General features: G+C 61.0%; 23 protein-coding genes and 1 pseudogene. 4 read left to right on the plus strand and 20 right to left on the minus strand.

Annotated elements, in window-relative coordinates; genetic code table 11:
* Window positions 1-156 (plus strand): annotated as a pseudogene (locus ACGLHR_RS37175) (integrase); the annotation flags it as partial.
* Window positions 157-259: 103 nt separating this feature from the next.
* Here ACGLHR_RS37175 and maiA read toward each other — a convergent pair.
* The 15 genes from maiA to ACGLHR_RS37250 all read right to left on the minus strand — a co-directional run bounded on the left by maiA (window position 260) and on the right by ACGLHR_RS37250 (window position 13,348).
* Window positions 260-895, minus strand: a complete 636-nt coding sequence (gene maiA / locus ACGLHR_RS37180) for a maleylacetoacetate isomerase (RefSeq protein WP_400100279.1) — start codon at window positions 893-895, stop codon at window positions 260-262.
* Window positions 896-1,128: 233 nt separating this feature from the next.
* On the minus strand, window positions 1,129-2,220 hold the full coding sequence (locus ACGLHR_RS37185) for a porin (protein WP_400100281.1): 1,092 nt from the start codon (window positions 2,218-2,220) through the stop codon (window positions 1,129-1,131).
* 321 nt (window positions 2,221-2,541) lie between these two features.
* Window positions 2,542-3,198, minus strand: a complete 657-nt coding sequence (locus tag ACGLHR_RS37190) for a hypothetical protein (RefSeq protein WP_400100282.1) — start codon at window positions 3,196-3,198, stop codon at window positions 2,542-2,544.
* Window positions 3,199-3,309: 111 nt separating this feature from the next.
* The gene (locus ACGLHR_RS37195; RefSeq protein ID WP_400100284.1) at window positions 3,310-4,251 is read right to left on the minus strand and encodes a dihydroorotate dehydrogenase; all 942 of its coding nucleotides are present in this window, start codon (window positions 4,249-4,251) and stop codon (window positions 3,310-3,312) included.
* Window positions 4,245-5,120, minus strand: coding sequence for a dihydroorotate dehydrogenase electron transfer subunit (locus ACGLHR_RS37200; RefSeq protein ID WP_400100286.1), 876 nt, complete (start codon window positions 5,118-5,120; stop codon window positions 4,245-4,247). The genes ACGLHR_RS37195 and ACGLHR_RS37200 overlap by 7 nt, the downstream gene beginning before the upstream one ends.
* Window positions 5,121-5,326: 206 nt before the next feature.
* A complete protein-coding gene (gene catA, locus ACGLHR_RS37205) occupies window positions 5,327-6,250 on the minus strand; it encodes a catechol 1,2-dioxygenase (protein ID WP_400100288.1) in 924 nt (307 codons plus the stop codon).
* 120 nt (window positions 6,251-6,370) lie between these two features.
* On the minus strand, window positions 6,371-7,513 hold the full coding sequence (locus ACGLHR_RS37210) for a porin (RefSeq protein WP_400100290.1): 1,143 nt from the start codon (window positions 7,511-7,513) through the stop codon (window positions 6,371-6,373).
* Window positions 7,514-7,588: 75 nt separating this feature from the next.
* Window positions 7,589-8,635 carry an asparaginase gene (locus ACGLHR_RS37215; protein ID WP_400100292.1) on the minus strand — a complete coding sequence of 349 codons (1,047 nt, stop codon included), beginning with the start codon at window positions 8,633-8,635 and terminating at the stop codon, window positions 7,589-7,591.
* Window positions 8,632-9,006, minus strand: coding sequence for a non-heme iron oxygenase ferredoxin subunit (locus ACGLHR_RS37220; protein ID WP_400100294.1), 375 nt, complete (start codon window positions 9,004-9,006; stop codon window positions 8,632-8,634). The genes ACGLHR_RS37215 and ACGLHR_RS37220 overlap by 4 nt, the downstream gene beginning before the upstream one ends.
* A 53-nt stretch (window positions 9,007-9,059) precedes the next feature.
* Complete coding sequence (locus tag ACGLHR_RS37225; protein WP_400100296.1) at window positions 9,060-9,617, minus strand: nuclear transport factor 2 family protein; 558 nt, start codon at window positions 9,615-9,617, stop codon at window positions 9,060-9,062.
* Entirely contained in the window at window positions 9,617-10,852 is a 1,236-nt protein-coding gene (locus tag ACGLHR_RS37230) for an NAD(P)/FAD-dependent oxidoreductase (RefSeq protein ID WP_400100298.1), read from the minus strand. Before ACGLHR_RS37230 ends, ACGLHR_RS37225 begins: the two co-directional genes overlap by 1 nt.
* Window positions 10,849-11,235: a cupin domain-containing protein gene (locus ACGLHR_RS37235; RefSeq protein WP_400100300.1), complete on the minus strand. Its 387-nt coding sequence runs from the start codon at window positions 11,233-11,235 to the stop codon at window positions 10,849-10,851. The genes ACGLHR_RS37230 and ACGLHR_RS37235 overlap by 4 nt, the downstream gene beginning before the upstream one ends.
* On the minus strand, window positions 11,232-11,648 hold the full coding sequence (locus ACGLHR_RS37240) for a cupin domain-containing protein (RefSeq protein WP_400100302.1): 417 nt from the start codon (window positions 11,646-11,648) through the stop codon (window positions 11,232-11,234). Before ACGLHR_RS37240 ends, ACGLHR_RS37235 begins: the two co-directional genes overlap by 4 nt.
* Window positions 11,649-11,672: 24 nt before the next feature.
* The gene (locus ACGLHR_RS37245; protein ID WP_400100304.1) at window positions 11,673-12,059 is read right to left on the minus strand and encodes a hypothetical protein; all 387 of its coding nucleotides are present in this window, start codon (window positions 12,057-12,059) and stop codon (window positions 11,673-11,675) included.
* Between the two features lie 20 nt (window positions 12,060-12,079).
* Window positions 12,080-13,348, minus strand: coding sequence for an SRPBCC family protein (locus ACGLHR_RS37250; protein ID WP_400100305.1), 1,269 nt, complete (start codon window positions 13,346-13,348; stop codon window positions 12,080-12,082).
* Window positions 13,349-13,608: 260 nt separating this feature from the next.
* Between ACGLHR_RS37250 and ACGLHR_RS37255 the strand changes: the two genes are divergently transcribed.
* The 3 genes from ACGLHR_RS37255 (at window position 13,609) to ACGLHR_RS37265 (ending at window position 16,900) form a co-directional block, all read left to right on the plus strand.
* Window positions 13,609-14,262, plus strand: a complete 654-nt coding sequence (locus ACGLHR_RS37255) for a TetR/AcrR family transcriptional regulator (RefSeq protein ID WP_400100307.1) — start codon at window positions 13,609-13,611, stop codon at window positions 14,260-14,262.
* 498 nt (window positions 14,263-14,760) lie between these two features.
* Window positions 14,761-16,095 (plus strand): MFS transporter, encoded by a 1,335-nt coding sequence (locus ACGLHR_RS37260; protein ID WP_400100309.1) that lies wholly within the window; start codon window positions 14,761-14,763, stop codon window positions 16,093-16,095.
* Window positions 16,096-16,186: 91 nt separating this feature from the next.
* The gene (locus ACGLHR_RS37265; protein ID WP_400100311.1) at window positions 16,187-16,900 is read left to right on the plus strand and encodes an arylmalonate decarboxylase; all 714 of its coding nucleotides are present in this window, start codon (window positions 16,187-16,189) and stop codon (window positions 16,898-16,900) included.
* Between the two features lie 426 nt (window positions 16,901-17,326).
* Here ACGLHR_RS37265 and ACGLHR_RS37270 read toward each other — a convergent pair whose 3' ends face one another.
* From ACGLHR_RS37270 to ACGLHR_RS37290, 5 genes are all read right to left on the minus strand, one after another.
* On the minus strand, window positions 17,327-18,445 hold the full coding sequence (locus ACGLHR_RS37270; RefSeq protein ID WP_400100313.1) for a porin: 1,119 nt from the start codon (window positions 18,443-18,445) through the stop codon (window positions 17,327-17,329).
* A 164-nt stretch (window positions 18,446-18,609) separates the two neighbouring features.
* Window positions 18,610-19,311: an ethyl tert-butyl ether degradation protein EthD gene (locus tag ACGLHR_RS37275; RefSeq protein ID WP_400100315.1), complete on the minus strand. Its 702-nt coding sequence runs from the start codon at window positions 19,309-19,311 to the stop codon at window positions 18,610-18,612.
* Window positions 19,312-19,361: 50 nt separating this feature from the next.
* Complete coding sequence (locus ACGLHR_RS37280) at window positions 19,362-20,792, minus strand: amidohydrolase (RefSeq protein WP_400100317.1); 1,431 nt, start codon at window positions 20,790-20,792, stop codon at window positions 19,362-19,364.
* Complete coding sequence (locus ACGLHR_RS37285) at window positions 20,789-22,204, minus strand: amidohydrolase (RefSeq protein WP_400100330.1); 1,416 nt, start codon at window positions 22,202-22,204, stop codon at window positions 20,789-20,791. The genes ACGLHR_RS37280 and ACGLHR_RS37285 overlap by 4 nt, the downstream gene beginning before the upstream one ends.
* Window positions 22,205-22,377: 173 nt before the next feature.
* Window positions 22,378-23,733: an MFS transporter gene (locus tag ACGLHR_RS37290; RefSeq protein WP_400100319.1), complete on the minus strand. Its 1,356-nt coding sequence runs from the start codon at window positions 23,731-23,733 to the stop codon at window positions 22,378-22,380.
* Between the last annotated feature and the right edge of the window lie 331 nt (window positions 23,734-24,064).

Consider the following 24,064-nt stretch of genomic DNA (forward strand, 5'->3'; position numbering starts at 1 on the left):
CATATGACGGACCAGCAGGTGGACCTGCGCTTTGTGCGGGACAATTTCGGGCATGCGTCCATCTCGACCACCAGCGCTTACCTGCATACGGAGGACGATGCGCGGCACGAAGCCACGCAGGAACGTCACCGGATCGGGTGGAAGCGCGAAGTGTGACCGGGGCACCCGCCTTGGCCCAGGTTTGGCCCGTGCCACGCCGTAGCGTGGGCGGCAACACGAATCACGAGGGATTGCTGCAATCTCAACACGTTTTTAACAATCAGCTCTTTATCGGCGTCATGGCGCGTTGAAACGCGTCCAGTTCCAGGCAAGCAGAATAAATATGATCGATGCGAGGAAAATGCCTCATATCGAGCCCCATCTTCCGCGCGTTGTAGACCTGCGGGATCAGGAAACAATCGGCGATGGTCGGCAGATGGCCGTGGCAGAACGGCCCAGCTTGCCGGCCCTTGCCTAGAACCGCTTCAAATTGGCCGAACCCCTGTTCGAGATAGCGAAGCGCCCATTGCCGGGTTTGGTTGTCATCGAGTGAAAACTCACTGCTCAGCCGAGCCCGCGTCTTCATACTCGATAACGGATGCATCTCGCAGGCAATGTGCAGCGCCAGGCTGCGCACCTGCGCCCGCTCATGCGATGAACCAGGCATGAGCGCAGGCGACGGATACCGCTCCTCGAGGAACTCCAGGATCGCGAGCGACTGCGCAATATGACGTCCATCGGATTCGATAACCGGCACCAGCGCCTGCGGATTGATCGACAAAAACGCCGGCTGCCGATGCTCGCCGCCGTCCTTCGCCAGATCCACGCAGAACGACTCGTAAGCAATTCCCTTTAGCTGGAGTGCAATGCGCACGCGAAACGATGACGAACTCGCCGGGTACTCGAAGAGCTTCATGTTTTCCCTTTTGTTGTTCTTCCATTGGCGCCAAGCCGTTCGCTAAGGAATAGCTTGCACCTTTCCTTCGATTTTTGCGATGCGGAGAAGGAAGGCTGCCTGAGCGCGATCTCTGGCGGCATAGCGGGCGATCTCATGCACTTCCTGAGGCCGAACAGGCTGAACAGTTGCACCGAATCCCGGTCGACGCCCACACCGCTCTTTCAGGCTCCGCGTGCAAGAATTGCAGGCGGTCAGAAGATGTGTTTGATGCCGATCATTGCCCCGAGTTGGTTGTTCCCCGGAGCGGGATTGGACCCTGGCGCGCCGCTGCTGACCGAAAGCGCCAGTTGGCCGCCGTTGTCGATAAAGCCGGCCGTCGCATACACCGACGTGCGCTTGGAGAACGTGTATGTGCCCCGCAAGGCATAGAGCCAGGCTTTATTGTCGCTGTTGTGGTACTTCAAGTAGTAGACCTGACCAGCGACCGTGAAGGCGGCCGTGATGTCGTATGCCACGCCGCCGTACCAGAGATCGCTGCGCGGAGTGGGACTGCCATCGTTGTCGCGACGGATCACACCGAGACCCATCTTGGTCTCGGGCAGCAGCACGTAGCCGTTGAGCGAGATCCGGTTGTCCGAGAAGCCACTACGGGTCAAACCGCCGAACGCCCCTGGGCCGCCGCGAATCGAATCGTAGGCCGCCGCGACGCCAAACAGCTTGTTTTCATACATCAGCAAGGCGGACCATTCGCGGCATGCCGAGCGGTCTGCGCTGTTCTCGCCCGCGCAGTTGGAGCCTGATGGGCTCGGCCCCGCATTGACAGTGTCGCGGCCGAAACTGTAAGTTGCACCCACCGTCACGCCCCCAAACTTTCCCTTGTAGGAAACCGCGTTGTCGGCACGCGCGTTCGGTATATAGGTGTCCAGAGAGCCCGAACCATAGGTGTTAGGGCCAAGGATGTCGGGGTCGAGCAGCGCCCAGAACAGCATCGTGTACTGCCGCCCCAGCGCAACCTGCCCCCAAGGCCCGGAGACCCCAACCAACGCCTGCCTGCCGAACAGGCGGCCGCCCTGGTTGGACGATCCCGAGTCCGGCGCAAAGCCGGATTCAAGGACAAAAAGGCTCTTGATTCCGCCGCCAAGGTCTTCCGTGCCGCGCAGACCCCAGCGCGACGGCACCGTGCTGGTCAGGTTCGGCATGCGGTACACGTTGTCCTTTGCCAGTCCAATGTTGTTGACATACTCCACGCCGCTATCAATCACGCCATAAAGCGTGACCGACTGCGCACTCGCTAGTGCGGGGACGGCTGCCAGGCAGCCAAGCGCAATGCTTCGAAATCTCATTCTTTTTCTCCGCGTCGACGACTATTCAGTTTTGGGTCTTGACGGAAAATCCGAATGCGGTCGATGGCAATCAGCGCATGCGTGCGACCATTCCTCGATACAGCACTGCAGCGTTTCCGTGCGCTATGAGTTGGAGATCCTGTTCGCTGCCCCCGCCAGCCCTCGACGTCTTCGATGGCGGGCGCGAACGACCACTCCGGCATGAATTGGTTGTCTGCCGACGGTGCCCGCGACGGCAAGCCGAATATGTTCACCACAGACGCCTGCATTGCCGGTTGACTCGAACGCCAAGGCACTAACAGGGGCGGCCGGTCAGGCAAATCACGTGAACGTGAATGTGTGCGTCGCCATCGGGAAATGCACGTTGCTGCCGACGAACGGTGGAAACTTCTCGAAATCCTCGCGCATCTGATGCCGCACTGGCGAGTTCATCGCTGCCGTGATCGCCGCCGCACTGTCGAACACCTGCTTGTTGCGCTGCATGTAGTGCACACGTTGCCATGGCATGGCATCAAGCCAGTCGACACGCGTGAAGATCTCGATCTCACGAATGCCATCGAAGAGCCGCATGATCTGCGGGTGGTGCGTCAGATAGTAGTTGATCCACGCGTCGAAATCCTCGGCATGACCTGGATAGTGGACGAGGAAACTGCAGGGCACGTTTCCTTTGGCCACCGAGATAATCGGATCATCGACAGGAAACGGACGGCGCGCCATGACTTGCTGCGTGATCACGCATCCTGTCAGGCTAGGAAATTGCAACCGCGCAAGCGCCTGCAGATAGCCATCCACTGCGATGGTCGCCTCAAGTGCCGCCAGCGTGTCGAAATCCAGTTGCATGGCGAAAGGCGGCGACGGGCCATCGTTGGTGTAGTAGTCCTGCGCGGTTTCGGGCGTGTATAGACGGGCCCGACGCAACTGCGGCGTCGCCTTTACGATGTCGGCGACCTGCTTGAAATCGTCGGTGCTGATGCGCATAGCGGCGTCAGCACTTTCGAACGTAACGAGATATGAGAAATTCATTGTCGTACCCGCTGGCTTATATGGAGAGCTTCGTTTCGCGGCAATAGCGGCGAGTTAGGTCAGGTGTCAGGGCAATCCGCCTACTCTTTGCAGTCCTGGCGCGTCATACATCTGCACCGCCCCGATCAAATCACGGAGCCGGGTCACGCCGCGCCGCTCGCAGTAGGCGACGAGGTCGTCGATGATCTTGGGCATCGCATTGGGCGACAGGAAGTTCGCTGTGCCGATCTGCACGGCGCTCGCACCCGCCAGGATGAACTCGAGTGCATCGGCGGCGGTTGAAATGCCACCGCATCCGATCACCGGAATCGTCACCGCCTGCGCGCATTGATACGCAATCCGCAACATGATCGGCTTCGTCGCCGGGCCCGTCAGCCCCCCCATCAGGTTGGCGATACGCGGGCGGTGCGTCTCGATATCGATGGCCATGGCCAGGATGGCATTGCTGACCACCAGCGCATCGGCGCCGGCAGCCTGCGCCGCCAGGGCGACCTCGACCACATTCCCGGCATTCGGGGTCATCTTCGGCCAGATCGGCAGCGACGATGCCGCCTTCATGGCACGCACGACCTGGAAGGTGGCGTCGGGATCCATGCCGAACGCCTTGCCGTCTTTCTTCAGGTTAGGGCATGAGATGTTGGCCTCGATGGCGGCCACGCCCGGCACCGAGAGCTTTCTGGCCAAGGTCCCGAACTCTTCGACCGTATTGGCCGAGATGCTGGCGATCAAGGGCGGCTTGTAGGGGCGGTAGAAAGGGAGCGTCTCCCTGAGATAGTGGTCTCCGCCCTTGCTGGGGATGCCGATCGAGAACAAGGTCGCATCGCGAAACTCCGCGACCCGGGGTGGAGGGTTGCCTTCACGGAGATCATCCGTGATCGTCTTGGTGACGATGGCGCCCAGACGGTTCAGGTCGAATACATCCGCCAGCCCCTCGGCGAACGTACCCGAAGCCGGCATAACCGGATTCGCCAGCGTCAAGCCGCCGACTTCCACGCTGAGATCTACCATGACACGGTCTCCTGAAGGTCGAAGACAGGGCCTTCCCAGCAGACCCTGCGATAAGTAAGCTGGTCGGCGCAGGCCTGCTTCTTGAAGGGGCGGACACACGCATAGCATGCACCTAGTGCGCACCCCATATGCTGCTCCAGCGCGATCTGTCCCGGAATATCAAGCTGCATGGCAAGGCGCTGCAGCAGGATCAGCAAGCGATTCGAACCGCATGTGGCAACGTAATCGAGCGGCCGGGTGGCATGAATTTCGCGGACGAGTGTTTCGACATGCTCCACGTCGCTCGTCTTGTCGTCATCGGTGACGATCACGACTTGCGCGCCGGCTTCGCGCAAGTAGTCCGCGGACATGATCAGGTCCGGCGTGCGAGCGCTCAGCACGGCCGTCACCGAAACCTTCAACGTCCTCGCGAGGTCGGCCAGCGGGGTCAGCGTGGCGAGGCCCACACCACGTGCCAGCAGCAGAATATGCTTAGCGTTGGCGGGCAAGGCAAAGCCCCGGCCGACCGGTCCCAAGGCATCAAGTTGGTTGCCGACCTCCAACCGTGCAAGGCCACGTGTCCCTACCCCATGCACCTTGTAGAGGAACTCGATCTGCCTATGGGTGGGAGCGACCTTGTACAGGCTCATCGGCCGCCGGAGCAGCGCCGCGCCGTCGACATCGGGCGGACAGGCGAGATGGAAGAACTGACCCGGAAGCGCCCGCAGTGCAACGTCCGGCGCGTCGAGGACGAGATGCTTGTATTCGTCATTGACCCATTCGTTGCTGGCGACCCGGCAAAGATTCTCCGCAACGGAGAAATCGGGCTCAGCGCCGCCCACCTCGGATGAACTACAGCGGGGCTGCGGAATAGTTGTCTCTTGCAACATCTAACTCTCTCCATACATAAAGGCGCGTCCACGCGACAAACTCGAGACCTCCGGCGTTGGATCCTGCCGCCGCTGCGGCAGCAAGCGGAACCGCACCCGCTCGAAACTTACGACTGGCGCATCAACCAATAACGAATAGCATTCTGTTTTAAAGGTAGAACGCTGTCAAGCGCTCGTCAAGGACTTTGCTGCGTCGACGCGCGGCGTCAGGCCGCCATACGCTGGCGCACCACTTCCGCGGGCGGTGCGCCGTCTGCTTCCGGCAGCAGACGGAAGTCGAAGTCGATCGAAGCAAAGGGCTGGTCGACGCCCTGTTCGCGCAGCGCCCGCGGATCCGTCACGCGCGTCAGCGCGGGCACCAGGCCCTCGCGGCTCGCAAAGGCGAAGTCGTTCCAGAGGTATTCGTCGCCGTCGATGTTGATCTGCGTGGTCAGCTTGCGATGACCCGGCGCAGAGACGAAGAAATGAATATGCGCGGGGCGACGGCCATGACGTCCGAGCTGATCGAGCAGTCGCTGCGTAGTGCCCTCGGGCGGACAGCCATACCCCATCGGCACCATGCTGCGCAAGCGATATCGCCCCTCGCTGTCGGCGACGATGGTGCGGCGCAGGTTGAAAGGCGCCTGGCTGGGGTCGAAGAAGGAGTAACCGCCGAGCAGGTTGGCGTGCCAGACCTCCACGCGCGCGCCCGGCAACGGCCTGCCGTCCGCGCCGTATACCGTCCCCTGCATGAAGAGGACTTCACCGTTCGCCTCCTCGCTGCCGTCGTCCAGACGGGCAAAGCCCGTGCTTTCCGGTGCTCCGGCAACGTAGAGCGGGCCTTCGATGGTGCGCGGCGTACCGCCGGTGAGACCGGCACGCACCTCTGCCTCATCGGCGCGGATATCGAGAAATCGCTCGAGCCCAAGCCCCGCTGCCAGCAAGCCCAGTTCATGGCTCGCCCCGGCCTCGGCGAAGTACTCGATGCCCCTCCACACTTCGCTTGGACTCAGGTCCAGATCTTCGATGGCCTTGAACAGATCCTGCACCAGGCGTACCACCACCTGCTGCACGCGTGGATTGGCCTTTGCCGGCTCCGCCGTCTCGACGAGAAAGGCGCGTACCAACGAATCAATTTCTGCTTTGTTCATTTTGGTGTCTCCAGTTTTTACGGGGTGACGCACCCGGACAACGTCCGCCGCCGGTGCGCCATGCATTTACGCGGCTGCCATGGCAGGTGGCGACGGCGGCCACCGGCCATATCCGCGGGTTCAGAATTTGTGACGTATGCCGGCTACGACGATGCCCTGGCTGCCACCGGAAGAAGGTGAGAACAGGTAGATGTCGGCCTTCGCCGAAATGGCCTTTTGATAGACCCCGTAGAGGTAGACGTCGGTCCGCTTCGAGAGAAAGTAATCGACGCTGAGCTGCCCCATATGCCACTTTGGACTCGCATCAAAGCCACTGTATTTGCCGTCCGTGAACACATAGCCGGCACCCAGCACCAGGGCCGGCGTCAGGTTGTAGGTCGCGTTGAGGTCGTAGTTGGTGAGGCGCAGCCCGGTGCTGTCCTGATAGTCGTAGCGGGACTGCGTCACCATGGCGTTGACAGTCACCGCCTTCCACGAATAGCCACCCGCCAGGCCCGCGACACGCTGCCTGGACACACCGGCCGACGCATTAAGCGGGCTGGAGTGAAAGAGCACGAACGGCGCCCCCGCATAATCGTCCGTCACCGCGCCATTGGGGTTGTTGCTGGCGACCAGGCCGGGGTGGTCCAGTTGCAGATAGGCCGCGGCCAGACGCAACGCGCCGCCGTCGTAGATACCGCCCAGGCTGAACGTACGGTTGTTCGCTGCCGCGTTACTGTCTGACGAGGCATAGGACCCCTCCACACGCAGCCCGCCCCACGTGGGGCTCACATACTTGATGGCGTTGTTATGCCGGAAGCTGCCGAAGGCGTTGTCGTTGTCGCCGATATGCGTCGCCATCCCGTTCGCCGCAACCGGGGCCGACATGATGTCGAGTGTGTCGTACACGGCGTCGTACTGCCGACCGAACGTCACGGTGCCGAGCCTATCGTTGCCTAGGCCCACATAGGCCTGCCTGCCGAATATCCGCCCGCCTTGCTGAAACTTCCCGTCGTCGATGGAGAAGCCGTTCTCGAGTACGAAGACGGCGCGTGACCCGCCCCCCAGATCCTCGACGCCGCGCAGGCCCCAGCGATTGTTCTGCATGGTCCCGGACACCATCTTGGCCGCCGCGTGTCCGCCCTCATTGCTGACGTAGGCAATGCCGGTGGAAATCACGCCATAGAGGTTCACTGAACTCTCCGCGTGCAGGGGGACGATATGGCCCAGTGCGGCGCTCGCGCCAAGCGCAACGGCACAGGCCCTTGATGTCGACTTGCTCATTTCTCTTCTCTTCCTCTTTCTTTGTGGGGACCTCGGTAACCGCGACTGAAGATCTGAAAGCGCGAAACGCCAGCCTCAACTGGCCAGCAACCAGCGCTGGATGAGGTCACGCTCAGATGATTGAGTCAGAGCCAGCATCAACAGGATGCGCAGTTTCTGAGCGGAAAGATCGCCACCCGCCAGCACGCCGGCGGCGGCCAGGAAGGCCTGCGGCGGCACCACGCCACGCGGGGAGCGCGTCGATTGCACGACGATCACGCCGCCGCGAACAGCATCCGCAAGGCCTTGTGCCTCACCGTTTGCGGGGCGCCCCGGGGGCAAACCGGCGCTAACGATGCCGCGCGCGCCGCCGGCCACCAGAGCATCGATGACCACACGGTCGGCGCCGGCATACGACATTGCGATGTCCACGCGTGGCAACGCGCCAATCCGGGCCAGATCGGGCGCCGGCATTGCGCGTTGCCGCACCGGTAAGCGGCGCATGACCACTTCGCCAGAGGCGTCCACGCGCCCCAGCGGGCCGAACGGCGTTGCCTCGAAGGCATTGAGGTCGAAACTGGCAGCCTTCGAGACATCGCGGGCGCAGAAGATGTGCCCGTCCATGACGACTAGCACCCCCGCTCCCCTCACGGTGGTGGCGCCAGCAACTGCCAGCGCCGCCCTCAGGTTCGCGGGGACGTCGCTACCAGCGGTATTGGCCGGCCGCTGTGCACCTGTGACGACAATCGGAATATCGAGAGCGAGAGTCAGGTCCAGGAACCAGGCGGTTTCCTCGAGCGTGGCCGTGCCGTGCGTCACGACGAAGCCGGCGATCGACGCATCCTTGTGCGCGGTGTCCTCGATCAGGCGCGCCAGTTCCAGCCAGTCCTGCGGTGTGATCCCGGTGCTGCCGAGCGCGCGGAACGGGATCGAAACCAGGTCGATGGCGGAAGACACTTCACCGAGTTCGCCCAGGTCATCAAGCAGTTTCCCGATGGGATGCACGACACCGCTTTCGCCGTACTCGACCCAGTCGAAGCGATGCCTGGCGTGCATGGCGAAGGTGCCGCCGGTGCCGATCACCGCGATGCGTGGCTTGCGCGTGTGGCCCAATGCCACGGCTGCTGTAGATGCGGTGCTCATGGGGCCTCCGGGGTAGCGACATAGACCACACCACCGTCGATCTTGACGGTATGGCAACGTGCATCCCTGGTCAGCGGCGAGCACATGGCGCGCCCCGTGCGCACGTCGAACAGGCCAGCGTGGAGCGGGCACTCGATTTCATGGCCGTCAAGTTCGCCCTCGGAAAGGCGGGCATTGCCATGCGTACAGATGTCGTCGAGCGCATGGACCTTCCCGTCGACGTTGAACAAGCCGATGCGACGGCCTTCGACGTCGATCCCGTGGCAATCGCCCTCGGCGAACAATGCGGCGAGTTCGCCAGCACGAAACCAGCGAATCGGCTGGGCGCAGGTGTCCGCGTCACGCGTGAGCGTGACGTCCTGGGTAATCATGATGGGTCCCTCCTCGTGGGGTATTTCCGGGTCGGCGAGTACCGGGATGGTTCTCAGCCCGTCTCGCGGTACGGCATTTGCCGTCGCCGGTCAAGCTCGGCAAGGGTGGCCACCAATGGATCGTGGCCGTCGCCGAGCGGTGTCATATGCAACTGGACGAAGCGCATGCGCGCGCAGCGCCATGCGTCATCGCTCTCCTGCCGGTAGGACTCCTCGGTCGTTGCCGCGAGCAGCACCGCCTCTCGCGTGTCCTTGCGCAGCGCCAGCTGCCATAGCTGCCAGCGCGCCGTTGCCTGCCTGCCGTTGATGTCGAACTGCGGGCTTCCGTAGTAATGCACCGCGAAGCACCACGGCGATTGCTGGAACCATTGGTACAGCCGCTCGCGCCCGGTCAGCACGTTGCCGAAGCCGTCTCCCGCTTCCCATTCTGCGTCCTCGGTGAAACAGAGCGCCTGCTGCCAGGCAACGCGACGCATCTCTTCCTCGCCCTGGCGCTCGTAGCCCGACGTGTACTTGGCGTCGGCCAGCGCCGCATAGCGCGCCTTGAGGGCGCGGATGGCTTCGATGGCTTCCAGGCGCGCCAGTCTTTGTTCGATCAAGGCGCCAGGCATCAGCAGAGCTCCTTCAGCGATATGGATACATCTGCCAGACGGTGTCGCTCGACGGTCACGCCCGATCTGATCAGCTTTTCGAGATACCGCCGGTCACGGCCGTTGTTGATCAGCACCCCGGCAACGATGCGTCCGCCGCGCAGACTCAGAATGGTAGCGATACGACCGGCCTTGTCATGACTCGTGATCACTTCATCCGCGCCATCCGGCCGCCCGACCACCTGGATGTTGTGCTCGAACTGATCGGTCCACATCCACGGTATCTCGAGGAAGGGCTCGGTCCGGCCCATCAGGAACTCGGCCACCGCGCGCGCCTGGCTTTCGGCATTGCGCCAGGTCTCCTGGCGCAGCGCGGTGTCGTAGAGGGAGTTGTAGGTAATGCTGACGTCGCCGGCGGCCAGGCACCACGGCGCCACCGGGCTACGACAGTCTTCTCCCACGGGAATGCCACCTGCTGTCGCGATGCCCGAGCCATCGAGGAACTCCACGGCGCTCTCGATGCCCACCGCCACCAGGACGATGTCCGTGTCGAGCGAAAACGCCTCGCCCGAATCCCGCACGGCATGAACGCGCAGCCCCGACCCGGACTGTGCGATGGCGGTTACGCCGACCTGCGTTTCGATGCGCGTGCCTCGCGACACGTGTATATCGCGCAGCCAATCGGACGCAACCGACGGCAGGCATCGCGCCAGGATCTGGCGTCCGGCCTCCAGCACGATTACTTCCGCCTGCATCCGAACTGCACTCGCGGCGACCTCCATACCTATCACGCCCGCCCCGATGATTGTCACCCGACTGCCCGGCTTCAGCGCGTCGCGAAGCGCAAGGCTGTCAGCAATGGTGCGAAGCGAATGCACCCCGGGCAGGTCCGCGCCGGGAATCGCCAGTGTCCTCGCGCGTCCGCCCGTCGCCACCACGAGTTCATCGAAGGCGATGGTCGAGCCGTCCGCCAGCGTCAGCATGCGCTGGCTGGCGTCCAACCGGCTGGCCCGCTCCCGTATCCACCTGACCGAGGCCGAGTCCGTCCAGAAGGAATTCGGACCGAGAACGAGATCTTCCGGCGGTCGCTCGCCGACGAGCAGTTCCTTCGACAGCGCCGGGCGCTCATACGGCGGATGGGCTTCCTCGCCCACCATGGTCAGGCGCCCGTCGAAGTCAAGCGCACGCAGATGCTGCGCGACACGACCACCCGCGTGCCCACCGCCGACGATGACAATATGGCGATCCGACGTCACGATGCCTCTCCCGTGCCGCCATCGAGCGACGTCCGGTTGATCACGCGATACAGGGTCCCGCGGATCGAGGTGCAAGTCCACACGCGCGGCGCGCCCGACGGAATGATGATGCCTTCTCCGCTCGACAGCACGTAGGTTTCGCCGGCCGCATCGATCCGGAAGGTCCCGTCCAGCACAGTGGCGACCTCCTCACCGGCCTCGTCCTTCGCCGCCGCCAGTGACTGGGCCTGTTCGAGCCGGTGCAGGCCCATGTCGAATGCCTCGCCGCGTGTCGCATTGGCAAGTGCCGGTGTGTCGGCACCCGGTGAGCCGGCCGTGGCAATGCGCTCGCAGTGCTTTGGCATGGCGGAAGGCGCGGGCGCCAGATCCAGCGTCGTCGTCATGCTGCCTCCGTGCGATCGGCCAGCGGGTAGTACGGCACGGTGTCTTCGGCCCCATACTCACGGCGAGCCGGGGTGACGACGTTCAGGCGCATGCTCACGCCGGCCGCGCCAAACCGGTTGCGGCCGTAGTGCATCAGGCCGGCGGGAATCAGCAAGGCATCTCCCTGCTCCATGATGTTCTCGTGGTCGCCCGGCTCGCCCGCGCCTTCGAATACCGAGCAGGCACCGGTGATTTGCAGCGACGCTTCCTCGCCGTGCTGATGGGACTTGGCCGGCAAGTCGGTGCCCGCCGCCTCCACGAACTTCACCACAGCAACGCTGATGGTCTCCCCGAACATGTGCTTCATATAAAGCCCGTCAGCAACGACTTCTTTCAGGCTATGGTCGATTGCGAATACTCTGCATTTCGGCATCGTTGACTCCTTGGCCGGTTTGAATCAGTACGCCGGCGACAGCTTGAACGTCTCGTCGGCCACGAATCGGCGCGGATCGAAACCGTCGATGACCGCCTGCTGCTTGTAGAACTCGATGGCGGGGGCCACCTCGGCCAGCGACAGTACGAGGTTCATCAGGGCCTGGGCCTCCGACGGCAAGGCGTGCAGCTCGAAGGTTCCCAGGTACGCCAGGATGCTGTCCAGCTCGCGCAGCATGATGTCGGCAAACGATTGGATCTCTTCCATCGTTGCCCGGTGGCGCCGTACGTTGCGCGCCGTTTCCGTCGGCAGACTCCAGTGCGCGATGGGGGTGAGATGGGCGAAGGACTCCGGCAGCGCGGGCATGTCTTTCGACTTGGACGGGGTGATGCTAATGACTTTCTCTTCCATGACGACTGCTCCGTTGACTCTTATTGACCCGCGGCGACCAGCCGGTCGACAACGTGCGCACCGTGGCGAACGAGGATTTCGCTGTCCTGCAGGATCATGTGCGACTTGGCGCCGGTTTCCGCTGCAGCCTGCGTTCGTTCCAGGGTGCTCATGTCCTCGAGCAGTACGTCGCGCAGCGCGACCTTCATGTACTCGAGGAAGAAGCGCCCACCCGCCGTGGTCATCTCGGGGTAGTAGACACGCCCCTCGAACAGCGTCTTGTTATGTGCGATAGGACGGAAGGTGTACGCCTGGTAGTAGTTCGGCCGCAGCGACACGTAGAGATCGGGAAAGATCACGTTGATATCGAAGAGCCAGTTCTTGCTCTGCGTCCAGTTCACGCCTGGCGGCAGCGCGTCGAGTGCAAACTCGTGCTTGGCGCTGCCCATGCCGGCACGCAACGCAGCCGCGGCGATCGGCCGCGAGGCCGCCGACTCGGCAAGCGCTTCGACCGCCGCGGCGCCACCGCTCGTGACCGCCTTCGGGTTCCCATAGACCGACTTCTGGTTGCCGGCCAGCGACAGGCGGCGATGCAGGTCGCCGCAGATGACATCCAGAGGGCGCATGCTGCCGCCGTCGCTCTTGTCGATAGCGTCGGCAATTGAGTTCCCATGCACATAGGCCACGTGATAAGCCTCCTGGAACGCGTCCAGGGCCAGCTTCCAGTTGCAGTTCACGACGCTGGTCCACTGGAACGAGCAGGTCAGCTTCTCGAACGGATAGCCTTCGATGTCGCCATAGACTGGCTTCATGAACTCTTCCAGCGTTTGTGCCGGCTTGGCATCCATATTGACGAAGATGAAGCCTTGCCACACCTCGCACGACACGCGCGACAGCCCGTAGTCCTCACGCTTCATGTCGAAGAAGCACTCCTCCTCGGGCACACCGGTGAGACGGCCGTCTAGGTCATAGGCCCACCCGTGGAACTTGCAGAAGAATTTGCGCGTGTTACCGCACTTTTCGTAAACCAACTGGTTCATCCGGTGCGCGCACACGTTGTGCATCGCCCGGATCTCGCCACTCTTGTTGCGCGCGACAATGATCTCCGTGTCGCAGACCGCAAGCTCCTTGACGAAGAAGTCACCTGCGTTGGGAATCTCTTCCACACGCCCGACGTGCAGCCACGTCTTCCTGAAGATCTGCGCCTTCTCGCGCTCGTAGTACTCGGGCGAGATATAGGGCTCGACAGGCACAGGCCCTTTGCCGAGCTCCGGATAGCGGTCCGTGAAAAAAGACGCCTGCGTTGTCATTGCGCACTACCTCCTGAAGGGACATCGGCATTTCGCTTGCCGTCGAATACTGAATGTCATTCTATTTTCATGAGGACCAGAAAGTCAAGGCGTGTTTTCAACACGCTCGCATTGGTGCATCGGCGGCGCCATCACGTCTCGCTATGGGGCGCCAATTGGTACAATACCGAACCACGCTGGTGCATCGACTCACCAGTTACCGCCCACAACCGGTCACGATGACCGCGCCGGCGCCCACGCCGGAATGGAGGATTTAGGAAATGCCACAAGTGAAGAAGGCCGGTATGCGCGAGGCGATCCTGGCTGCCTCGTTCGACTTGTTCTGCCGCAAGGGCTACACGGCCACGACGATGTCCGAGATCGCTCGCGCTGCAGGGATGACGGTCGCGAACCTGTATGTCTACTTCGACTCGAAGCTGCTGATTTTTTATGAGATCTACACACCGTGGCTGCAGGAAAAGGTGCAGACGCTGAGGGAATCGGTGGAGAAATTCCCCACACCCCGCTTGCGCCTGAAGCGAATCATCGTCGGGCTCTGGGGCGATATTCCGGCCGCCGACTACTCATTTGCCAACTCCCTCATCGAGGCGCTCGCAAGTGCCCCCAAGGACACACAAAAGCCGAACAACCTGCTGGAACAGTGCGAAATCATCGTCACCGAGATGATCCTGGATAGCCTGCCGCCCGAACGTGCCCACCTCGCCTCAAACCGGCTGTTATCGCATGTCCTGTGGATGGCCCACGATGGCTTCGCCATCAACTGCCGCATCGGCGACACACGGGATCTGGAAGCCATCGCCACCCTGATGACGGACCTGCTGCTCGGCCCGGAAGACGCCGAGGACACCGCGCCCCGCGCCCGGAAGAAGCCTGCCCGTTCGCGCAAGCCGGTTGTGCAGCAAGCCGTTTCCTGAACGCAAATCCCATTGCGATCACGGATTGGAATCGAACTAATAAGTGAACGACGTTTAATATAAACGTCGAAAAGCCGACTCACGAATTGCGCATGTGACGCCTTTTGGCCTCGAACACTCACCGAGTCGACTTCGCGCTGCGTACCCTCCCCCTCCGAGATTGACGCCCTTTTTGCCGGCGCCGATGCGCGTCAAGTCCTTTCAAAGTCTCTTATAGAAAGGGCATTTTTCATCCATCGCTCTCCAGTACTGGCACCGAACTTGCGTAGCGTACGCAGTGAATCACTGCGTCGCTCGTCCGTCGTCCCATGATCTGACACGGGCCCTGTCGCGGACAGCCATAGTCGGGCGCGAGGCAGGGTTTTCGCTCATATCCGCAGTCATTACCGAACTATACTATTTATACAGATACCGCGAATGAGAGAAAGGAACGTCCGGCCCGGTCGCTGGCCGTCACACGTATCCCGACCTAAGATCACGCTAACTGGAGCCCCCGCCATGCATGTTGCCGGTACTACCGAGCAGTCGATTTCCGTTCCTCTGCGAACCACCTACCGCGTACTGATTCTCTGTTGGTTCGCGATTCTTGCGGAGGGCTACGATCTCGGCGTCATGGGCACCATCGTCCCTGCGTTGCTGAATGACCCGCAATGGAAGCTCACCACGCTTGAACTCGGGCAGATGAGCAGTGCAGCACTCGTCGGCACGCTGTTCGGCGCCTACTTCATCAGTCCGCTGAGCGACCTGGCCGGACGCAAGAAGCTCCTGATTGCTTGCGTCGCGCTGTTCTCGATCTCCATGCTCGCCGCGGTCTGGGCACCCACGCCTGGGTACTTTTCGCTGGCCAGGGCACTGGGTGGCCTCGGCCTGGGTGGCGTCATCTCGGTTGCGGCAGCGCTCACGATCGAATACTCGCCGCCGCATCGCCGTAACCTCAACTTCGCGCTGATGTACTCAGGCTACCCAATTGGTGCGTTGGTATCCGCTGTAGTGGGCATCGGGTATATGGAGCAATACAGCTGGCGCGCGGTTGTGGCAATCGGTGCCCTGCCCCTGGTTTTCATTCCCGTCCTCATGATCTGGCTGCCGGAATCGCTGGAGTTCCTGATGGCCAAGGGCCTTCACCAGCGCGCCAAGGCGCTTGCCGATCGGCTAGGCATGGACATGCCGCCTCCAGGCGCGCAGGCTGCAGCGGCTACCCAGCCACCGCGAGCCGCAATCAAGGCGATGATCGGTGAAGTGTTCTCGAAGAAAAATGCACTTGGCACGGTCTGCCTGTGGATTGCCCAATTGTCCGTCGTCATGGCGATGTATGGATTGGGCACGTGGCTGCCCCAGATCATGCGCAAGAATGGCTATGACCTCGGCTCCAGCCTCTCGCTCTTTGCCGCCTTCAACCTGGCGGCCGCGATCGGCGGCGTGGTCATCGGCCGGATTGCCGACTATTGCGGTCCCCGCAGGACGATCTGCGCGGGATACCTCGTCGGCGCCATAGCGATCCTCGCGCTGTCGCAGAAGAACGACTTGTTCGTGAACTACGTGCTGGTCGGACTGGCCGGGTTCGGTACGATTGCCGTGGCCCTGGTGCAACTCGGCTATATCGCCAATTACTACGCGCCGCATGCGCGTGCTTCAGGCACTGGCTGGGCGGTGGGCATCGGTCGTTTCGGTGCCATGGCGGGCCCCCTCGTCGGTGGCTACACCGCCGGCCTGAATGTCTCTCCGATCTGGAACTTCGCGATCTTCGCTAGTGCCGCCCTGATCGCCGGACTCGCGATCTTGCTCACGCCGACCCCGGATCACGTGAGGCGGGAAATGGGCAATAGGACCTGACAGACACACCAATCACGCCGAGCCGCCCGGCAGATACGACCCGTGACCGGGCCGCGTCCGTCGGGCTTTGGCCGTCACAGAAAGGAAGAGGATGAGTCTCGGTTTTGGCAGCAAGGCCCGCATTGGCCACCTGTATCCATCTGGAGGCCAATGCGACTTCGAGATACAGTTTATGGCGCCGGAGGGGGTGCAGTTCCTGACCACCCGGATGCCTTTCTCCAGGACGTCACTGCAGAGCGATCATGCCGTCGTAGCCGATGTCCAATCGCACGCATCGCTGCTGGCCAGCGCGGCCGTGGACTTGATCGCGATGAATTGCACAGCGGCAAGCATGGCTGTCGGCACGAACGTCATCAACCGGCGCATTCATGGTGCCACGGGTATTCGCTCCGTCACGACCACCGACGCCGTGCTGGCAGCGTTACATGCCATCGGCGCACGGCGTATTGCGCTACTGACGCCGTACCCGCAAGAGGTCGTCGAGATGGAAATCGGTTTTCTGGGCCGTCAGGGCGTGCAAGTGTCCCAGGAGCTTTCTTATCCCTGTTCGACACCCGTCGAGCAGGGCTGTTTGCCACCCGAACATTGGGTGTATCTCGCTGGCAAGCTGGACCTTCGCAACGTCGACACCTTGCTGATCAGTTGTGCGGGGATCCGCGTCAGCACCGTCATCGAGGAGATCGAACTGATGGGAAGGCCGGTCGTCACTAGCAACCAGGCGCTACTCTGGCATTGCCTGAAGACACTGCGGTTACCGGACAGGCCAAAGGGGTATGGCCGCCTGCTCAACGGTGCGTTCGATTGATCTGCACCGCACCCTCGCTTGAGAATTTCTTGACAGTCTCCGAATCGATCATGGCTAAGAGAGGAGGTTCAGATCAGGGAGAGACAGATACAATTTCTCGTACCAACGACCGATCCCAAGAGAATATCTCCGGTTGCCATTGGGCCGCAGCTCCCGTCATCTTGATAAGCATCCACAATCTATGCAGCTAGGCTTGGTTGCTCCCCTCCCCCCGCAGACCTCACTGGAGACCTCTCCAATCCAGGGAATGGCGGATCAAGCACCCAAACTCGACCGGAAGACTTCCAAGCCATCCCGATAATACGGTGGCTAGCTCGGGTTGAACGCACCAAAGCAACGTAGAGCGGCTCGAAGCATGTTGCAACAAAATGGGTCACTGCGGATGCCACTCGCGCCGCGCCCGATGGGCACGGCAACGAATAGCTATCAGAAACGCATTCGGATACCCAGCGCAATGATGCTCACATCATCACCAGGCTGACTCAAGGCAACACTGGCAAGTGAGCCAATCGCGTTCTTTTGATTAACCACGTAGCCCAGCCGAGCATACAGGGCTGATGTCTTCGACATGTTGTAGTCATAGCCGAGCCCGATAGCGAGCGAATCGGCGTTGGCTTTGCCCGCAACATTGCGATAGACCGCAGAGAACTTAACGACATCGCGTCCGTTTGGAATGCTCAGGCCGATCATATGGCTGGTTGCGATGAAGTATCCAGCATAGTCAGGGTTCGTCATGTTGAACTCGTAAGTGGCGTTGGTACCGCCACTGAACGAATACATGCCGCCCGCGCCCAGCCATCTGTTCTTCACGGAGCGTACTGTCGCGGTGGGATCGGTATTGATAATGTCATAGAACGCGCCAAGGTACAGGGGACCATTGGTGAACTCCACCTGGGCGCCGGTGAAGCTCGATTTGGGATACCCTGCGGTGGTCACTCCACGCGGCGCATGCAGAACTTCGACCTGGAAGCCACCGATGATCGGCGTCGTGTAGGAAATGGCATCGCTAATTCGTGAATCGCCAATGGTAGCCGCCTTGCCCATATCGGAGCTCAAGCTGACCAACGAAGCAAGTGGCGAGAAGGCCCCCACGCCAGCAAATGGATCGATCGCTGTTGAAAGCTCCGTGGGATACTGTCGTCCCAGCTTGATTCTCCCCCAATGGGTCGATACAAGTGCGATGTTGGCTTCACGACTGAAGAGACTTGATTCCCCCTGCGTCGTAGTTGCACCCGCGCTCCCATTCTTCAGCTTTAGTGCGCTCTCCAGATTGAAGCGTAGAGACAATCCATTTCCCAACTGCTCAACACCCAGAAACCCGAATCGCGACGTTGCTCCGGCTCCGCTCTCTTCCTGCAGCAGGCGATTGCTGCCCGCGTGCGAGTACTGAATACCTGCGTCCGCCACACCATAAAGGATGAGGCCGCTCGACTCTACCAGCGGATCCGGCATCAATATTTGAAACGGTGCCTCTGCATGGGCAGAGGCACCGATGCAAAACGATAACCCGATAAAATAACTGGTAGCCTGCTTGATAGAAAACATGATTCTCCCGATTAAATTACTTCAATGCTAAATAGATCACATCCTTTGAATCCGTCCGAATCTGATTTCCCGTTTGATGGACGAAATGGCTCCCAGCCATTTTTTTATGGCCGATTTTCTGCAGAAAGGTAAATGATTGCCGCCCGATCTAGGGCGGTATTGGGTTACGGCGTGATGCTCTTGGTGAACATCGGATAGTGCACGGCACCCCCTGAGAATGCGGGGAAACTTCCGGCGTCTTGCCGCATCTTCAAGCGCACGGGGGAATCTATTGCCTCTAGCATCTCCCCTGCTGACGAGAAAGTGAGCATATTTCTCTGCATATAGCCTACTCGCTCCCAGGGCATATCGTCGTACCAGTCGACACGTGTGAACACGTTAATCTGGCGCACACCTGGATACTCGGTCATCACTTGTGGATGGTGTCTTAGATAGTATCCAAGCCAATCGTTCAGATTCGCCGCTTCACCGGGATAATGAACAAGGTAGCTGCAAAAATCCGGCGCGGCTTCACCAGCTTCACCGGACTCGAGGGGCAGGAAGGTCCGCGTCAGCATGGCTTGATGCGTAACGCGCGTGCACGGCATGCTGGTCCATTCAGATGATCCGAAAAAGCGATATAAATAGCCATTGCGCGTTATCTGGGCTTCGAGTGACTGCAGGCTCGTAAATTCCAGTCGTAGCGCAAGCAGAGGCGCCGCCCCATCCCGATGATACGTTTCCACGTCGGCAGGCGTGTAGATTTCGGCACGCAGCAGATCCGGGGTTAGGCGGATCGCCTCCGCTAGATGCTTAACTTGGGTTGCGTCGATACGTACCGCCGGATCGAGCTCGTTTGTCGCGGTAATAAGGTAAGAGAAGGTCATGACGGTTTACGAAGAGAATCAACTGGAGATTGGCAAGAAGGCGCACCTACTCAGGAGCCCCTAAGCGGCGGCGCGAGAACCTCAGGGGGTATCGGGCTGACGTATTCGCGTCCGCCCGTACGCCGGCGGAGTTCCTCCTTAGCGCTTGCGATCAGCTCCGGGTTGCCGAAGAGATCAAGAGCCGTAGCCGCCATCACTTTGGCGGCATGCGCCATGCCCTTATGTGCGGTAGGCAGCTTTCCCTGCGCGACCAATTGCCAGGTATGCATATTGGTGCCAACCGCGTAGCAGGCGCCAAGGTATTGCGTCGTCGGAACGATCCAGCTAACGTCCCCTACGTCGCTGGAGCCGGTCAGCGTGCCCGGCTCATCGCTCAGCGCAATAGGGGTCAGGCACAGGCCGCGCGCATCCACCGGACCGCGATAGGACTCGATACACTCGCGGAGATCATCGGCGCTGATACTGGTCTGGAGCTGGGCAGCAAAAGCATGATCGGCGTCGTCAAATGGAGGACTTCCAAGTGATTCAAGGTTGTCCATCATTAGCGTCTCGATCACGCCGTTTCGGACGACATCCGAGCATGCACGATCAAACTCCATTGTGACCGACGTTTCGGTCATCAGCGCCGCAGCGGCAGCAATCTGCCGGACGCGCTCGAACAGCTCTCGCGCTCCCACGATTTCCGGTGAGCGCACGACGTAGAGCACCTCTGCTTTTTCCTGAACGACATTGGGTGCCTTGCCGCCAGCATCGGTAATGGCATAGTGAACCCGCGCCTCCTGCGGCATGTGCTCTCGCAGGAAGTTAACCCCGACACTCATCAGTTCCACGGCGTCCAGCGCGCTGCGCCCCAGGTGGGGCGACGCTGCGGCATGCGCAGCCGTACCAGAGAAACGGAAGAAGGCCTGGATTACTGCAAGTGACTTGTATTTAAAGATTCCAGAAAAAGGCCCCGGATGCCATGTGAGCGCGAAATCCAGATCATTAAAGACACCCGCTCGCGCCATGTACGACTTTCCCGCGCCGCCCTCTTCCGCGGGGCAACCGTAGTACCGGACAATGCCGGTCCGCCCGTGTGCGACGTTGAAGTCTCGAGCCGCGACGGCGGCGAGCATCGCCCCAGCGCCAAGCAGATGATGCCCGCAGCCGTGTCCGCTTCCGCCGGCGCAGATATGAAGGGGCTCGATCGCGCCAGGCTCCTGACTCATATTGGACAGAGCGTCATACTCCCCGAGAAACCCGGCAATGGGTCCGCACTCGCCGGCTTCGGCAACGAATGCGGTCGGCAGCCCAGCCACGTTGCGCGTCACGCGGAATCCTTCGCGCTCGAACGCCTCAATCTGCGCTTCGACCGACTGGAATTCTTGCCAGCGAGTCTCAGCAAGATCCCAAATTCGATCCGATATGGCGATGAAGGACGCTTGCTTCGCCTCGACGAGCTCCTCGATCGCGTCCGTATATCCCTGCGTTCCAGCTCTCACGGATTGGCTCCTGCGTATTGGGTTGGGAATGCGCCGCGCAGCGTGCCTTGCGGCCGCGGCGCAGGCTTGATCACCGGCGGCGCGACGTCGTCGGGAATCGGGCACTTGTATGCGCCCACGGCCGACTGCTGGCGGAACTCTTCCTTGGCACGATCGAGCGTCTTGGGATCGACAAACAATGCCGCCGCTGTCGCCGCCATGATCTTTGCCGTATGGACCATGCCTTTGTGCGCAATTGAGGCCTTTCCCTGGGCCACCAGTTGCCAAGAATGAAATGGAGTGCCGAGCGCAAAGCACGCGCCGAGACAACGCGCGGTCGGCACGACCCAGCTAACGTCGCCAACGTCAGTCGATGCACTGAGGATCGATGGCATGACTTCTGCGGGGAGTACGCCCTCATGCAGCACGCCCGACAGACGTTGGGCACCGAAGATCTCCAGGCTCGCCTTCGCCTCCTCCGGAGAAATTGCCGCTTTCATGCGTTTCGCAAAGGCGCGGTCCTCGTCGTCGAACGGTGTCGGGCCCAGCGCCTGCATCCGCCCGTACATGAGCTCAGACAACACCGTGCTAGGCCGCATGTTCGACATCGCCTTCTCCACCCGATACGCCATCGATGTGCCCGACATCATGGCCGCGCCTTCGGCAATCTTTCGCAAGCGCTCCATGATGGAAAGAACCACGCCGAGGTCCGGTGCGCGGAGTTGGTAAACCACCTCCGCTTTGGCTTGCACCACGTTCGGCGCGATGCCACCTGTGTCGTGAATCGCATAGTGCAACCGTGCATCGCTGGGAATGTGTTCCCGCAGATAATTGGCAGCGACGCTCATCAGCGTCACGGCATCTAGCGCGCTTCGTCCCAGGTGCGGCGCAGCCGCAGCGTGCGCCGCCACCCCTGAGAACGTGAAACGCGCATGAATTGTGGCCAAGGTCGACATCGCGTCGATAGCGAGAATGCTTGCCGGATGCCACGTCAGGGCTGCGTCGAGATCATTGAACGTACCGCCCCTTGCCATAAAAACTTTGCCTGCGCCGCCCTCTTCCGCCGGGCATCCGTAGTAGCGCACCCGACCACTACGCCCCGTGCTCAGCAGCCAATCTTTGACCGCAAACGCCGAGAGAAGGGCCGCACCACCCAGTATATTGTGACCACAGCCGTGCCCGTTGCCGCCCATCACCTTCTGCGCCCGTGCGGTCTTGCCGTCCTCCTGGCTCAGTTGGGGCAGCGCATCGTACTCCCCCAGGAAGCCGATAATCGGCCCCTCGCTTCCCGCTTCAGCAATGAAAGCAGTGGGAATGCCCGCCGCATTTCTGGTAACACGGAATCCGTTCTTCTCGAGCTCGCGAATCTGGAGTTCGACGGATTCGTGCTCGTTGTATGCGGTCTCCGCAAAATCCCACAGGCGGTCGCTCATATGCGAACAAAGCGATCGATAAGCCTCGATCCTGTCCGCTATCTCTTGATCGATATGATCTACATTCACGCGCTCACTCCTGTACTTCCACGCTCTGGACGTTTGGCAATGGCGGTACCGCCCGCCTCCGGTTCGAGGCCCGCAAATACCGTGCACTGTTTTGTGTTGATGATCTAAGCCCGTACCGGCGTGTCGATGATGCCGCTATGCCGCTGCGCCCGTCCTTTGCGGTTCTGCCGCACAAACAGCCAGATGACAGCAACGAGCGACACAGTATTGGTGGCGATCACGTACCAGGCGGGTGACATGGGATTTGGCGTGATGCTACCGATCCACGCAACGACCAATTGCGCGCTGCCACCGAAGATCGTGGTCGGCACGCTATAGCAGATCGAAACGCACGTGCTGCGAATCGCCTTGGGGAAGATTTCGGGGATGAAGCAAAGCTGGAACGGTGCCATGAGTACGCGCAAGAACGTAAGCACCGCGATCATGGTCAGGAACACGCTACCCGTGCCGTTAGCGACCACCCAAGCGAACATCGGCAGGATCGCAAGTACCGTCAAGCATTGCGGTACCACGATCAGCTTCGTTCTGGGAAAGCGGTCATAGAGTAGGCCCGCGACCAGCGCGGTCACCATGCCCACCGCACCGGTTGTCAGACCAACAAGCATGGAGGTCGACGTAGGCAGATGCAGCACGCGAATGCCGTACGTGGTCATATAGTGGCCCACGATGTAGACGGTTACCGTCGGCCCGATGAGCACGCAACACGAAAGGAACAGATCCGGCAGATGGCCCCGCACGATGGTCGAGACCAATTCACCGGTACCTTTCACGGCTGTCTCGGCATCCAGGGTTTCATGTAGCCGCTTGCGGATATAGAGGCCCACCGGGGCAATCAGCAGACCCAGAACAAACGGAATTCGCCATCCCCAGTCGGCCAGAGCATGCTCGGACAGGACCGACGAAACAATGTATCCAACCAGCCCGCCAAGGAGGGCTGCAATACCCTGGGTCGCGAGTTGCCAACTGGTATAGAAGCCCCTCCGCCCATCCGATGCCATTTCGAGCAGATACGTCGTTGCAGGGCCGGTCTCACCGCCGGCGGAAAACCCCTGAAGAAGCCGACCGATGACCACCAGCACTGGAGCCGCGAGGCCGATCGATTGATAGGACGGCGTGAAGGCAATGATGGCCGTTCCGACCGCCATCAGCCCGATCGTCAGGGTGAGGGCTGCCTTGCGGCCTGCCCGATCCGCGTAGGCACCGATCAGAATGCCGCCAATCGGACGAGCGACGAACCCAACGCCAAAGACCGCGACCGATGCTATCAACTGACTAGCCGGAGAAAACGATGGAAAGAACGCTTTCCCGATAAACACCGCAAAGAAAGCGTAAACGGTGAAGTCGTAGAATTCGAGTGCATTACCAGCCACAACGGCAATGATGCTCCCCTTGGACGAGCTCCTTGATTTGGGCCGGGCTGAATTGCTCGCCGCTTCGACCGTGATTGATTCTTGAGACACTTCTCTCTCCATGTTGATAGTTGACGACATCACCGTCACATGGAATAAATAGTGACACTCGTTTTTTAGCGAGTCAATGTAGGGTACTCCCCAAGTACCCGGATCTAGCCCATATCCAACCTCCTCGCATGGGTCTCTGTCCCCCTCCCGAGGGATCGCAACGGCCCGGTAGCGACCCGATCAATCCATGTTGGAGCGTGCGGTCGCGCCACAACCGCGGCACATTCTTGGTGCTTGGGTCGTCGTGTACCTAGTACCCATAATGGGGCAAGCGAACTGTAGGGAGCCATCCCTGGTGGACGGCCACGGATGAACTTGACGAGATGCCTCC

The sequence above is a fragment of the Cupriavidus sp. CuC1 genome (assembly GCF_044627735.1).
GTDB classification, from domain to species: domain Bacteria; phylum Pseudomonadota; class Gammaproteobacteria; order Burkholderiales; family Burkholderiaceae; genus Cupriavidus; species Cupriavidus ulmosensis.

What these genes read in the sequence shown, in the direction of transcription:
- maiA (WP_400100279.1), bottom strand. Translation starts at nt 895, where the DNA reads ATGAAGCTCTTCGAGTACCCGGCGAGTTCGTCATCGTTTCGCGTGCGC.
- ACGLHR_RS37185 (WP_400100281.1), bottom strand. Translation starts at nt 2,220, where the DNA reads ATGAGATTTCGAAGCATTGCGCTTGGCTGCCTGGCAGCCGTCCCCGCA.
- ACGLHR_RS37190 (WP_400100282.1), bottom strand. Translation starts at nt 3,198, where the DNA reads ATGCGCATCAGCACCGACGATTTCAAGCAGGTCGCCGACATCGTAAAG.
- ACGLHR_RS37195 (WP_400100284.1), bottom strand. Translation starts at nt 4,251, where the DNA reads ATGGTAGATCTCAGCGTGGAAGTCGGCGGCTTGACGCTGGCGAATCCG.
- ACGLHR_RS37200 (WP_400100286.1), bottom strand. Translation starts at nt 5,120, where the DNA reads ATGTTGCAAGAGACAACTATTCCGCAGCCCCGCTGTAGTTCATCCGAG.
- catA (WP_400100288.1), bottom strand. Translation starts at nt 6,250, where the DNA reads ATGAACAAAGCAGAAATTGATTCGTTGGTACGCGCCTTTCTCGTCGAG.
- ACGLHR_RS37210 (WP_400100290.1), bottom strand. Translation starts at nt 7,513, where the DNA reads ATGAGCAAGTCGACATCAAGGGCCTGTGCCGTTGCGCTTGGCGCGAGC.
- ACGLHR_RS37215 (WP_400100292.1), bottom strand. Translation starts at nt 8,635, where the DNA reads ATGAGCACCGCATCTACAGCAGCCGTGGCATTGGGCCACACGCGCAAG.
- ACGLHR_RS37220 (WP_400100294.1), bottom strand. Translation starts at nt 9,006, where the DNA reads ATGATTACCCAGGACGTCACGCTCACGCGTGACGCGGACACCTGCGCC.
- ACGLHR_RS37225 (WP_400100296.1), bottom strand. Translation starts at nt 9,617, where the DNA reads ATGCCTGGCGCCTTGATCGAACAAAGACTGGCGCGCCTGGAAGCCATC.
- ACGLHR_RS37235 (WP_400100300.1), bottom strand. Translation starts at nt 11,235, where the DNA reads ATGACGACGACGCTGGATCTGGCGCCCGCGCCTTCCGCCATGCCAAAG.
- ACGLHR_RS37240 (WP_400100302.1), bottom strand. Translation starts at nt 11,648, where the DNA reads ATGCCGAAATGCAGAGTATTCGCAATCGACCATAGCCTGAAAGAAGTC.
- ACGLHR_RS37245 (WP_400100304.1), bottom strand. Translation starts at nt 12,059, where the DNA reads ATGGAAGAGAAAGTCATTAGCATCACCCCGTCCAAGTCGAAAGACATG.
- ACGLHR_RS37250 (WP_400100305.1), bottom strand. Translation starts at nt 13,348, where the DNA reads ATGACAACGCAGGCGTCTTTTTTCACGGACCGCTATCCGGAGCTCGGC.
- ACGLHR_RS37255 (WP_400100307.1), top strand. Translation starts at nt 13,609, where the DNA reads ATGCCACAAGTGAAGAAGGCCGGTATGCGCGAGGCGATCCTGGCTGCC.
- ACGLHR_RS37260 (WP_400100309.1), top strand. Translation starts at nt 14,761, where the DNA reads ATGCATGTTGCCGGTACTACCGAGCAGTCGATTTCCGTTCCTCTGCGA.
- ACGLHR_RS37265 (WP_400100311.1), top strand. Translation starts at nt 16,187, where the DNA reads ATGAGTCTCGGTTTTGGCAGCAAGGCCCGCATTGGCCACCTGTATCCA.
- ACGLHR_RS37270 (WP_400100313.1), bottom strand. Translation starts at nt 18,445, where the DNA reads ATGTTTTCTATCAAGCAGGCTACCAGTTATTTTATCGGGTTATCGTTT.
- ACGLHR_RS37275 (WP_400100315.1), bottom strand. Translation starts at nt 19,311, where the DNA reads ATGACCTTCTCTTACCTTATTACCGCGACAAACGAGCTCGATCCGGCG.
- ACGLHR_RS37285 (WP_400100330.1), bottom strand. Translation starts at nt 22,204, where the DNA reads ATGAGCGACCGCCTGTGGGATTTTGCGGAGACCGCATACAACGAGCAC.